The following is an 11,655-nucleotide window of genomic DNA, read 5'->3' as shown; positions in this document are numbered from 1 at the left end:
GGCACCGACAACGTCAAGGCCATCAAGATCGACACCCGCAACGCCCTGAACGGCAACTACGACCTCGGCAACGGGCACGTCATGATCTGGACCGACGTGCCGAACTTCCGCGACCGCGCGCTGGGTATGCAGTACGACGCGCTGGAAGCGCGGGTGGGCCCGCTGCAGGCCAAGTGGATGGCCGGGCGCCTGCGCCAGGTGCTGATCTACCCGAACGTGATCCTGTTCGACGGCATCTCCACCCAGCTGCGCTCATGGCGGCCGATTGCCCCCGATCAGACCGAAGTGCACGCCTACTGCGTGGCGCCGAAGGGCGAGAGCGAGGAAGCGCGCGAGCGCCGGGTGCGCCAGTACGAAGACTTCTACGGCGCCAGCGGCATCGCCACGCCGGACGACCTGACCGAGTTCGATGCCTGCCAGTCCGGCTACCACGGCCGCAACGCCGAGTGGCAGGACTTCGACCGCGGCATGAAGCGGCGTCACGTCGGTGCCGACGAACAGGCGCGCGAACTGGGCTTCAACCCGCAGGTCAGCGCCAGTCGTTTCGCCGACGAGACGCTGTACCACGGTGAGTATCGGCACTGGCTGAAACTGATGACCGAAGGGCTGCGTCGCGAGGAGGCCAAGCGCCATGCAGCCTGATCTCCTGCTCAAGGACGCGGTCACCGAGCTGCTACTGGAAGAGGCGGCCTGCCTGGACGAGCGTCGCTGGCACGACTGGCTGGCGCTGTACCGGGAGGACGCGGTCTACTGGGCGCCGTCCTGGGAAGACGACGATGTCTTGATCGACAACCCGAAGGGCGAGATCTCGCTCATCTACTGCGGCAACCGCGAGCGCCTGGCCGAGCGGGTGTGGCGCATCGAGTCGGGGCTGTCCTCGTCGCTGCTGCGCCTGCCGCGCACGCGGCACTTCGTGACCAACATCCGCCTGCGTGAGGTATCGGCCCAGGCGCTGGTCGCCACGGCCAACTTCCAGGTCAACACGTACAAGCACGAAGAGCAGCGCACCGACATGTTCTTCGGCCACTACCGCTACCGGCTGGTGCCGGCCGGCGAGGCCTGGCAGATCGCCGAGAAGTACATCGTTGTCTGCAACGACGTCATCCCGCGGCAGATGGACGTGTTCAACATCTGAGGCGGATCAGCGACGGCGAGATTAAAGCCCGCCCCGGGACATCACCGGGGCGGGCTTTTGTTTATCCGCTGGCGGACAATGACAGGCGTCCGTCCGCCGTCGGTTGCCAGGTCATGTCCCGTTTCGATGAGTTGCGTGCTCGTTTGTGGGCGCTGCAACAGGAGTTGGAGGTCGAGGCCGAGCGCCTGCGGGTGCAGTTTGCCCAGCGTCTGACGGATGGCGGGGAGCAGCTGCGGCGCCGCCAGGCGGCGCTGCGCCGGCGCCTGCTGCCGTACGTGCTGCGCGCCCGGCCCGCGCACCTGTTGACGGTGCCGGTCATCTACGGCCTGGTCGTGCCGTTGTTTGTGCTGGACCTGGCCCTGACGGTGTACCAGCAGGTGTGCTTTCGCGCCTGGGGTATCGAGCGCGTGCACCGCGGGCGCTATTTCGCCTTCGATCGCCATCGCCTCGCCTATCTGAATGTCATCGAGGCACTCAATTGCGAGTACTGCGCCTATGCCAACGGCCTGCTGGGGTACGCGCGCGAGATTGCCGGTCGTACCGAGCAGTACTGGTGCCCGGTGCGCCACGCGGCGCGTGTGGCGGCGCCGCATCGCCAGTATCAGCAGTTCGTGGCGTATGGTGATGGCGAGGCGTACCGACGTGAACTGCCGATACTGCGCCGACGGCTTCGGCCGTCATCCGGGAACGGGGCGCAGCGCCAGGGGCACGGCAAGGGATAATGCGGTAACGACGCATTTGCCGGCGGCGGCCGGCGGCACGATACGGTCGGAGGAGGAGGCGGCATGGATCTGGGATATTCGGGTATGTCGGTGGTGGTCACCGGCGCGGCGTCCAACATCGGTCGGGCCATCGCGCTCGGCTTCGCGGCCGAGGGCGCACGGGTGACCATCGGCGACATCGACGCCGGGCAGGCCGACCGGGTTGCCCAGGCCGCCTGCGCCGCAGGCGGCCTGGCGCAGGCGGTGGCCACGGACGTGACCGACCTGGCGCAGGTCCGGCGGCTGTTTGCCGCTGCCGAATCGGCGCATGGCGCGGTCAAGGTGTTGGTCAATGCCGTCGGCTGGGATCAGTTGATGTACTTCACCGAGACCACGCCCGAGTTCTGGGACACGGTCATCCGCATCAACTACGTGGGTGTTCTCAACTGTACCCGCACGGCACTCGACAGCATGTTGCACAGCGGTGGCGGTTCGATTGTGTCGATCAGTTCGGACGCCAGCCGCCAGGGTGAGCCGCGCGAGGCGGTATACGGCGGCGTGAAGGCGGCCATCAACAGCTTCATGAAAACCATTGCCAAGGAAAATGGGCGGTTCGGTGTGCGCTGTAACGTCGTGTGTCCCGGCGTGACGCTTCCGGAGGCGCAGGCGGACGTGGGGGAGCGCAGCATGTGGGCCGGCCAGGGCGCCATGTTTACCGACGAGCAGCTTGAAAAGATCGCCAGGGCCCTGCCGCTGAAGAAGATCGGCAAACCCCAGGACATTGCCAACGCGGTGCTTTTTCTGGCCTCCGATCGCGTGGCGGGGCATATTACTGGACAGGTGCTGTCCGTTAGCGGCGGTTATTCAATGGCTGGATGATTCGACGTTAACCACAAGAAAAGGATGTGGACGATGCACAAGTCACTCGCTCCCAAGACGCTCATGGTCCCGATGACGCCGGATCGCCCGGCGCGGCTGGCGTTGCGGGTCGCCGGGCAAATGGCCCGCGAACTGGGCAGTCGCTTGATTCTTGCCTATGTCTCGACGGAGCCGGGGCATATGGAGCAGGTGGGCTTCAAGCTGGAAAGCATCGACGAGATCCGCGACCGCCTGGAAGGCGCGATGGGCGCCATCATTCAGGAAGAACTCGGTGACCAGCCTCATGAGGCGGTGGCCAGTGTCAACGAACGGGCCGATGGCATCGTCGCGCTGGCCCGCACCCACGGGGTGGATCTGATCGTGCTCGAGACACGGCCGCGGTCACTGCTGGAGCGGGTGTTTACACCGTCGGTGTCGGCCAAGGTCGTTCAACATGCGCCCTGCGCCGTGCTGGTATTGCCCGAGGAGCGGCCGGAATGAGGCTCTACGAGGACCGGTCCGCGCCGAACCCGCGCCGGGTTCGCGTCTTCATGGCCGAGAAGGGTGTCACCGATATCGAGTTCGTGCCGGTCAGCATCGCCGACGGAGGTGTCCTCAGCGAGGGATTTTTGCGCCGCAATCCGCTGGCGCAGGTGCCGGTGCTGGAACTGGACGACGGCAGTTGTCTGTCGGACTCGATGGCGATCTGCCGCTATCTCGAGTACCTGCATCCGACGCCCGCCTTGTTTGGTGAGCCGGGGTTGGGCGCGGCGCGGGTGGAGATGTGGAACCGGCGCATGGAGTTCGAGATTTTCTGGCCCATTGCCAGTGTGTTCCGTCATCAGCATCCGTTTTTCAAGGGCAAGCACCCTCAGGTGGCCGAGTTTGGTGATGTCTCCAGGGACCATGCCGAGAAACGGCTGGACTGGCTGGACCGGGAGCTGGCGGACGGTCGGCCGTACATTGCGGGCGAGACATTCTCGGTGGCCGACATCACGGCCCTGTGTGGTATCGATTTTGGCCGTGTGAGCCGTATCCGCGTGGGTGACGCGCGGCCCAACCTTGCGCGCTGGTACGCGGCGGTCTCGTCGCGGCCGAGCGCGCAGGCCTGACACGCGCGGTTTTTTTTGGCATAAAAATAAACAAACGACCGTTAATATATGGCCTCCCTTGCGGGGTCCGGCGCGATACAGAGGGCGCCTGAGCCGGGCCGCGTGTCCCGGTCTGGCCACGGATGGCCCGCTCAGTGGTGAGGAGGGTCGCCGTGTTCGACGATTTGTCACTGCGCACGTCCTTCGGCCTGTCCGACGAGGCGCTGTGCAGCGTGCCGACGGTGTTTCGTGACGACCTGTTCGCCGGTCACACGGTGCTGGTGACCGGTGGCGGGAGCGGTATTGGCAAGGCGATTGCCGTGCTGTTCGCCCGTCTGGGCGCTGCCGTCATGATTTGTGGGCGGCGTGAGGCGCCGCTGCTGGAGACGTTGGAGCTGCTGCGCTCACTGGGCGCCGAGGCGGACGCCCAGGTCATGACCATTCGTGATCCGGCGCAGGCGCAGGCACTCATTGATCACACCTGGCAGCGATTCGGCGGGCTGGACACGCTCGTCAACAACGCCGGCGGACAGTTTGCGCAGGCGGCACTGGACGTCAGCCCGCGTGGCTGGCAGGCGGTGATCGATACCAACCTGAATGGCACCTGGTATGTGACGCAGGCGGCCGCACGCGCCTGGCGCGTGCACGACCGCCCCGGCCACGTGCTCAGTATCGTGCTCGACAATTTTCGGGGCATGCCGAGCATTGCCCATTCGAGTGCGGCGCGCGCCGCGGTGATGAACCTTGCCCGCACGCTGGCCGTGGAGTGGGCGCCGCAGCGCATCCGCGTCAACTGTGTGGCGCCCGGCGCGATCGAGAGTAACGGGTTCTCCCAGTACCCGCCACAGCGCCTGAACCAGTTCTACAACGCCAACCCCATGCGCGCGTTGGGCGACGTGCACGACGTGGCGCAGGCGTGTGCCTATCTGGCCAGTCCCGCGGGGAAGTTCATCACGGGCGAGACGATGGTCGTGGACGGTGGCGGCAGGCTCTGGGGCGAAACCTGGTTGACCCCGCGGCCGGACTATTTCAGGCCGATCGACTGAGTACCAGCGTAACGAGGAGAAAACCAGATGTCCGAAAGCCACTATCAGGGCCCTTTGCTGTCCGCCGATTCGCACGTGGTCGAGCCGCGCGACCTGTGGCTGACGCGCATGGATGCCCGCTGGCGGGCGCGTGCGCCGCGCATCGAGTCGATCGACGGGCTCGGCGATTGCATGCTGGTGGATGGCCTGAAGCCGCGTCCGCTGGCGTTCGAGGGGCCCATGATCGAGTTCAAGGCCCGTGGCGTCGAAATCCCCAAGATCACCGACTTTCGCTACGAGGACACACGACCCGGCGGCTGGGATCCGGATGCGCGCCTGAAAGATCAGGATCTGGACGGCGTCAGCGGCGAGGTGATTTATCCCGGCGTGGGCCTGTTCGTGTGCGAGACGCCGGACGCCGATTACGAGATGGCCGTGTGCAGGACCTACAACGACTGGTTGGCGGAGTTCTGTGCCGCGCATCCGACGCGCCTCAAGGGCGCGGCACTGCTGCCGTGCAAGGGGCCGATCGAGCAGATCGTGGCGGAGGCGGAGCGGGCGATCGACACGCTCAATCTGGCGGCGGTGATGCTGCCGGCCACCAACACCGCGCAGCCGTACAACCAGCCGGTGTGGGACACGCTGTGGGCGCGGCTGGAGCAGATGGGCGTGGTGGCGACCTTTCATCTCGGCGGCACCAGCTTCCCGGCGCACATCCGCGGACCGGGCGCCAGCGGTGCGCTGGTGTGCGGTGGCAAGTTCCAGCAACTGGCCGAGCCGCTGAACCTGGTCATCTGGGGCGGCGCGCCAATGCGCTTTCCGGGCATGAAATGGTCGCTGGTGGAGGGTGGCATCGGCTGGATTGCCGCCGTGCTGGACCTGATGGATCACTGGTGGCATGACCACAAGGGCTGGATGAAGCCGCGCCTGGAGGAGCCGCCGAGTACCTATTTCCGGCGCAACTTTTTCGCCACCTTCGAGGATGACCGGGCCGGTGTGCGCACGCGCGACATCATCGGCGTCGACAACATCATGTGGGGCTCGGACTATCCGCACACCGAGGGCGTGTGGCCGTTCTCGCGCAAGCAGGTGGGGCGTGATTTCGTCGGCTGCCCGCCGGCCGAGACGCGCAAGATCGTGTACGAGAACGTGGCGCGCGCGTTCGGGTTTCCGCTGGCGGGGTGACGTGCGCCAGCGTGCCGGGACAGGTAGGACACGGGTCGCATGGCCCGTCTACCCACGGTCAAAGCTTCAGCAGGCGTGAGAGGTTGCCGGCGTAGATGGCCGCCTTCTCGGCCGGCGGAATCGGCAGCGCCTCGATGCTGAACAGCGTCTCGCGCGTGAACAGGTCGCCGCCGTGGGTATCGAACGGCGCGTCGGTGCCGAACAGCAGCTTGTCGGCGCCGAAAAAGGCGTAGGCGGCGTGCATGCCGCCGACCGAGCCCATTACCGCCGTGTCGTTGTAGAACATGCGGTAGTACTCGATCAGCGGCTTGTGCAGCCGCTGCAGGGAATCGCCCAGCTGTCCGAGCTTGTCGAACAACGGGTAGACGTACTCGATGCGCTTGTCGAAGTAAGGGATCATCGCCCCGGCGTGGTGGGTGATGATCTTCAGTTCCGGGTGGCGATCCAGCACACCGGCGAAGATCAGGCGCGTCATGGCCATGCTGGTCTCGAACGGCCAGCCGAAGATCTGCCACATGGCGTGCTGTGAGTGGTCCTCGTCCAGGTAGTCCGCGCGCATCGGCGTGCGTGCGGGATGCAGCCAGATGGGCAGGTCGAGCTGCGCCATCAGGGCGTAGAACGGCATGAATTCGGGCGCGTCGATGGCCCGACCCTGGCAGTTGGAGTAGATCAGGATGCCCTTCATGCCGAGCTGGGTAATGGCCCGTTCCGCCTCGCGCACCGCGGCGTCCATGTTGTTCATGGCAATGGTGCCGACGGCCAGGAAACGGTCCGGCCGCCGGGCGGCCATCTCGGCGATGGCATCGTTCGCTACCGTGGCCAGTTCGGCGGCCAGGCGCGGATCCTCGACCACTTCCTCGATCGGCGGCGTGGCGATGGTCAGCACCTGCCGGTCGATGCCGTGGCGGTCCATCATTTCAAGCCGTGGCCGGATGTCCACCATTTCCGGGATCAGGCTGGGCAGATCGCCCAGGTAGAAGCCGCTCACCGCCTGCTTGAAACGCTCGATATACGGTTGCGGCATGACGTGCGTGAAACAGTCGATCTTCATCGCGGTTTCTCCTCGGGAAACGGGTGTTGTCTGGTTTTTTATGGTGATGTCCGGTCAGGGGTCATCCCGGGCCGCAGCAGCAGGTGGCCGACCCACGCGCCGAGCAGAACGAACCACACCAAGGCCCAGGCGGCGATGCCAAGGCCCAGGAACTGCCAGGCATTCTCGGCGCACTCGCCGGAGCCGCGCAGGACCATGGTGAGCGTCTTGCTGAGTGGAAACGTCTCCAGCATGTAGTCCAGCCCGGGGCCGCAGGCCGGGACCTGATCCGCCGGCAGGGACTGCAACCACACTTGCCGACCGGCCACGCCGGCGCCCAGCGTCGCCGCCAGCAGCGCCAGTCCGGCCAGCAGGCGTGTGCCCAGACGGCCGGGTCCAAGGACCGCGCCCAGCAGGCATGCCACACCGGTGACCAAGAACGCCAGGCGCTGCAGGACGCACAGGGGGCACGGTTCGAGGCCGCGTGCGTACTGCAGAAAATAGCCGAAACCCAGCAGCCCGGCGCACGCCAGGGCGCCGAGCGCAAAACCGCGACGGGGAGTCAGGTGAAACATGCCGGAGCTCCTCGGGTGCGAGCGGATCGGTGCATTCCCGCTCCGTAAAACACAACGGGGCGCCGTAGCGCCCCGTTGTCGGTTCCGTCAGACCGATCAACCGAAGTTGGCGGCCACGAAATCCCAGTTCACCAGGTTCCAGAACGACTCGACGTACTTCGGCCGCGCGTTGCGGTAGTCGATGTAGTAGGCGTGTTCCCACACGTCGCAGGTCAGCAGCGGGGTCTGGCCGCCGGTCAGCGGGCAGCCGGCATTGCTGGTGCTGACCAGCTCGAGGCCGCCGCTGGCGTTCTTCACCAGCCAGCCCCAGCCGGAGCCGAAGGTGGTGATGGCGGTCTGGCTGAATTTTTCCTTGAAGGTATCGAACGAGCCGAAGGCCTGGTCGATGGCGCTCGCCAGCGCGCCGGTCGGCTTGCCGCCGGCATTCGGTGCCAGGCAGTTCCAGTAGAACGTGTGGTTCCAGATCTGCGCCGCGTTGTTGAACACGCCGCCGCTGGACTTGCGCACGATGTCTTCCAGGGACAGGTTCTCGAACTCGGTGCCCGGAATCAGTTTGTTCAGGTTGTCGACGTAGGTCTTGTGGTGCTTGCCGTAGTGAAATTCCAGGGTTTCCTTGGAAATGTGCGGCGCAAGAGCGTCCATGGCATAGGGCAGGGGAGGCAGTTCGTGCGTCATCGGGGGCTCCTCGTTGCTCGGTTTGAAGGACGGTCCCGGCCGGACCGCCGGCTTCGCGTTCAGGGCCGGCGCCGGGCCGGCATGGCCCTTGCAAGCAGCTGTCTTGCAAGTGCGGCCCAGTCTAGCAGGTTGCCGGCGGATCGCCGCGCCGGTGCGGGTGGAGCGGGCGGGTACGCAGTCGCATGACAGCCCCCGGTACCTGCTAAGGTGCGCCCGAATCGGACTTGCACATTTGTGGGGCAGGCCCCAGACGGATAAAATCGCCGGTTCGTCCCCGGCCTACCCCGCGCCCGCGCAGTCGTCACGCGATGCCTGAAACGGCACGCTGGCGGTTGCTGCCGCTACCAGAGACCCGTGACATCAGTGAGCCAGCTACCCGACCTTTCTAACACGCTGTACCGGGCGCGTTTCGAACGCGACAACTGCGGTTTCGGCCTGATCGCGCACATGGACGGCGAGGCGTCGCACGACCTGGTGACAACCGCCATCGGGTCGTTGGCGCGCATGACGCACCGTGGCGCCATTGCCGCCGACGGCAAGACCGGCGACGGCTGCGGCCTGCTGATCCGCAAGCCCGACCGTTTCCTGCGGGCGGTGGCGGCCGAGGCGGGTCTTGGCATCGGCGAGAACTACGCCGTTGGCTCGGTCTTCCTGAATCAGGATGCGGCCATGGCTGAGGAAGCCCGGACCGTGCTGGCCAGCGAGCTGGCCTGTGAAGGGCTGGGCGTGGCCGGCTGGCGCGAGGTGCCGGTCAATCCCGAGGCCTGCGGCGAACAGGCGCTGGCCATGCTGCCGCGGATCGAGCAGGTGTTCGTCACCGCGCCGCACACGCTGACCGACGAGGATTTCAACCGTCGCCTGTACTTTGCCCGCCGGCGCGCCGAGAAGCGGCTGGAGGCGCAGGATCCCGAGTTCTATGTCACCAGCCTGTCGTGCCATGTGATGGTCTACAAGGGGCTGGTCATGCCGGACCGGCTGCCGCAGTTCTACCCGGACCTGGGTGACCCGCGGTTCGCCTCGAGCGTGTGCGTCTACCACCAGCGCTTCTCGACCAACACGTGGCCGCGCTGGCAGCTGGCGCAGCCGTTCCGCTACCTGGCACACAACGGCGAAATCAACACCGTCCAGGGCAACCGGTACTGGGCCATGGCGCGCGGCCACAAGTTCGCCAGCCCGCTGTTCCCGGAAGTCGAGGACATCCTGCCGCTGGTGTCGACCTGGGGCTCGGACTCGATGAGCCTGGACAACATGCTCGACGTGCTGTTGTCCGGCGGCATGGATGTGTTCCGTGCCATGCGGCTGATGATTCCGCCGGCCTGGCAGCACGTGCCGGGCATGGATGCCGACCTGCGGGCCTTCTACGAGTACCACGGCATGATCATGGAGCCGTGGGACGGGCCGGCCGGCATCGTGCTGACCGACGGCCGCTACGCCGCCTGCACCATGGATCGCAACGGTCTGCGCCCGGCACGCTGGGTGGTCACGCGTGACCGCATCATCACCCTGGCGTCGGAAATCGGCGTACGCGATTACGCGCCCGAGGACGTCGTCGCCAGTGGGCGTCTGATGCCGGGGCAGATGATCGCCGCCGACACCGAGACCGGCGAGCTGCTGCTGCCGGCCGACATCGACGAACGCCTGAGGCGCCGTCAGCCGTATCGGCGCTGGTTGCAGCGCTACGTGCAGCGGCTGGATGACGTCGACAACGGTGGTTTCAGCGCCGAGCCGCTGGGCGGCGATCCGCTGAAGACGCAGCAGAAGCTGTTCGGTCTCAGCTACGAGGAGCGCGAGCGGGTGCTGCGGGTGCTGGCGCTCGACGGCCAGGAGGCAGTCGGCTCCATGGGCGACGACGTGCCGATGGCGGTGCTGTCCGACAAGCCGCGTTCGCTGTATGACTATTTCCGCCAGTCCTTCGCGCAGGTCACCAACCCGCCGATCGATCCGCTGCGCGAAACCATCGTCATGTCGCTGAGCACCAGCTTCGGGCGCAACCACAATGTGTTCGAGGAAACGCCCGATCACGCCCGGCGTCTGGTCACCGCCAGTCCGGTGCTCAGTCGCGACAGTTTCCAGCGCCTGCTGGCGCAGGACGGCGGCGACTTCCAGCACGCCGTGGTCGACCTGTCCTATGCGCGCCCGGCGACCGGGCGCAGTGGTCTGAAGCGCGCCATCGAGCGCATCTGCGCCGAGGCCGAGGCGGCGGTGCGCCAGGGCAAGGTGATCATCGTCCTGAGCGACCGCGCCGCCACCCCGCAGCGCCTGGCGGTGCCGGCGCCGATGGCCACCGGCGCGGTGCACCATCACCTGACGCGGCTTGAGCTGCGTTCGGACGCCAACCTGGTGATCGAGACCGCGACCGTGCGTGACCCGCACCAGTTTGCGGTCCTGCTGGGCCTGGGCGCGACCGCCGTCTACCCCTACCTGGCCTACGCCAGCATCGCCGACATGCTCGGGCCGGACGGGGCCGAGGGTGGCTGTGCCAAGTTTGCCGCCGGCATCAACAAGGGCCTGCTCAAGATCATGTCCAAGATGGGCATTTCGATCCTGCCCAGCTACCGCGGTGCGCAGCTGTTCGAGGCGATCGGCCTGCACCAGGAAGTCATCAGCCTGTGCTTCGAGGGGGTGGTCAGCCGCGTGCAGGGGGCGACCTTCAAGGATCTGGAAGCGGACCTGCTGACGCTGGCGGACCAGGCGGCCAGCCGCCGCAAGCCATTGGCCCAGGGCGGCCTGTTCAACTACGTGCACGGTGGCGAGTACCACGCCTTCAATCCGGACGTGGTCACGGCCCTGATTACCTGTGCCCGCAGTGGCGATTACGAGGACTACAAGGCCTTCTCACGGCTGGTCAACGAGCGCCCCGTGGCGACGCTGCGTGATCTGCTGGACCTCAGGCAGGGGCCGGCCATTCCGCTGGACGAGGTGGAGTCGATCGAGGCCATCACCCGCCGGTTCGACTGTGCCGGCATGTCGCTGGGCGCCCTGTCGCCGGAGGCGCACGAGGCGCTGGCGATTGCCATGAACCGTCTGGGCGGGCGCAGCAACTCCGGTGAAGGTGGCGAGGACCCGGATCGTTACGGCACCGAACGCACGTCCAAGATCAAGCAGGTCGCATCCGGCCGCTTCGGTGTGACGCCGCACTACCTGGTCAACGCCGAGGTGGTGCAGATCAAGATCGCCCAGGGCGCCAAGCCGGGCGAGGGCGGGCAGTTGCCCGGCAACAAGGTCAACGACCTGATCGCCCGTCTGCGTTACACCATGCCGGGCGTCGCGCTGATCTCGCCGCCGCCGCATCACGACATCTATTCCATCGAGGACCTGGCGCAGCTGATCTTCGACCTGAAGCAGGTCAACCCGCTGGCGCTGGTGTCGGTCAAGCTCGT

General features: G+C 66.4%; 12 protein-coding genes. 9 read left to right on the top strand and 3 right to left on the bottom strand.

Annotated elements, in window-relative coordinates:
* The 8 genes from ABYX71_RS06970 to ABYX71_RS06935 form a co-directional block, all read left to right on the top strand.
* A partial coding sequence (locus ABYX71_RS06970; protein WP_372695788.1) for an SRPBCC family protein occupies positions 1 to 642 on the top strand: 642 nt, incomplete at its 5' end.
* Complete coding sequence (locus tag ABYX71_RS06965) at positions 632 to 1,135, top strand: aromatic-ring-hydroxylating dioxygenase subunit beta (RefSeq protein ID WP_372695787.1); 504 nt, start codon at positions 632 to 634, stop codon at positions 1,133 to 1,135. The genes ABYX71_RS06970 and ABYX71_RS06965, both read left to right, overlap by 11 nt.
* A 113-nt stretch (positions 1,136 to 1,248) precedes the next feature.
* Positions 1,249 to 1,857 carry a hypothetical protein gene (locus ABYX71_RS06960; RefSeq protein ID WP_372695786.1) on the top strand — a complete coding sequence of 203 codons (609 nt, stop codon included), beginning with the start codon at positions 1,249 to 1,251 and terminating at the stop codon, positions 1,855 to 1,857.
* A 63-nt stretch (positions 1,858 to 1,920) separates the two neighbouring features.
* A complete protein-coding gene (locus ABYX71_RS06955; RefSeq protein WP_372695785.1) occupies positions 1,921 to 2,715 on the top strand; it encodes an SDR family NAD(P)-dependent oxidoreductase in 795 nt (264 codons plus the stop codon).
* Between the two features lie 33 nt (positions 2,716 to 2,748).
* A complete protein-coding gene (locus ABYX71_RS06950; protein WP_372695784.1) occupies positions 2,749 to 3,195 on the top strand; it encodes a universal stress protein in 447 nt (148 codons plus the stop codon).
* Complete coding sequence (locus ABYX71_RS06945) at positions 3,192 to 3,806, top strand: glutathione S-transferase family protein (protein ID WP_372695783.1); 615 nt, start codon at positions 3,192 to 3,194, stop codon at positions 3,804 to 3,806. Before ABYX71_RS06950 ends, ABYX71_RS06945 begins: the two co-directional genes overlap by 4 nt.
* A 152-nt stretch (positions 3,807 to 3,958) precedes the next feature.
* Complete coding sequence (locus ABYX71_RS06940; protein WP_372695782.1) at positions 3,959 to 4,831, top strand: SDR family oxidoreductase; 873 nt, start codon at positions 3,959 to 3,961, stop codon at positions 4,829 to 4,831.
* 27 nt (positions 4,832 to 4,858) lie between these two features.
* The gene (locus ABYX71_RS06935) at positions 4,859 to 5,995 is read left to right on the top strand and encodes an amidohydrolase family protein (RefSeq protein WP_372695781.1); all 1,137 of its coding nucleotides are present in this window, start codon (positions 4,859 to 4,861) and stop codon (positions 5,993 to 5,995) included.
* Between the two features lie 58 nt (positions 5,996 to 6,053).
* Here the strand turns inward: ABYX71_RS06935 and ABYX71_RS06930 are convergent, their stop codons facing one another.
* The 3 genes from ABYX71_RS06930 to ABYX71_RS06920 form a co-directional block, all read right to left on the bottom strand.
* Positions 6,054 to 7,046: an amidohydrolase family protein gene (locus ABYX71_RS06930; RefSeq protein ID WP_372695780.1), complete on the bottom strand. Its 993-nt coding sequence runs from the start codon at positions 7,044 to 7,046 to the stop codon at positions 6,054 to 6,056.
* Positions 7,047 to 7,084: 38 nt separating this feature from the next.
* Positions 7,085 to 7,600 (bottom strand): disulfide bond formation protein B, encoded by a 516-nt coding sequence (locus tag ABYX71_RS06925; protein WP_372695779.1) that lies wholly within the window; start codon positions 7,598 to 7,600, stop codon positions 7,085 to 7,087.
* A 96-nt stretch (positions 7,601 to 7,696) separates the two neighbouring features.
* The gene (locus ABYX71_RS06920; RefSeq protein WP_372695778.1) at positions 7,697 to 8,275 is read right to left on the bottom strand and encodes a superoxide dismutase; all 579 of its coding nucleotides are present in this window, start codon (positions 8,273 to 8,275) and stop codon (positions 7,697 to 7,699) included.
* Between the two features lie 363 nt (positions 8,276 to 8,638).
* Here ABYX71_RS06920 and gltB point away from each other — a divergent pair.
* Positions 8,639 to 11,655, top strand: a 3,017-nt coding sequence (gene gltB / locus ABYX71_RS06915; protein WP_372695777.1) for a glutamate synthase large subunit, incomplete at its 3' end; no start/stop codon positions are given.

The organism is Immundisolibacter sp., assembly GCF_041625615.1.
Classification (GTDB): domain Bacteria; phylum Pseudomonadota; class Gammaproteobacteria; order Immundisolibacterales; family Immundisolibacteraceae; genus Immundisolibacter.
Note: the sequence above shows the minus strand (reverse complement) of the source record. Positions and strands in the feature narration are given on the sequence as shown.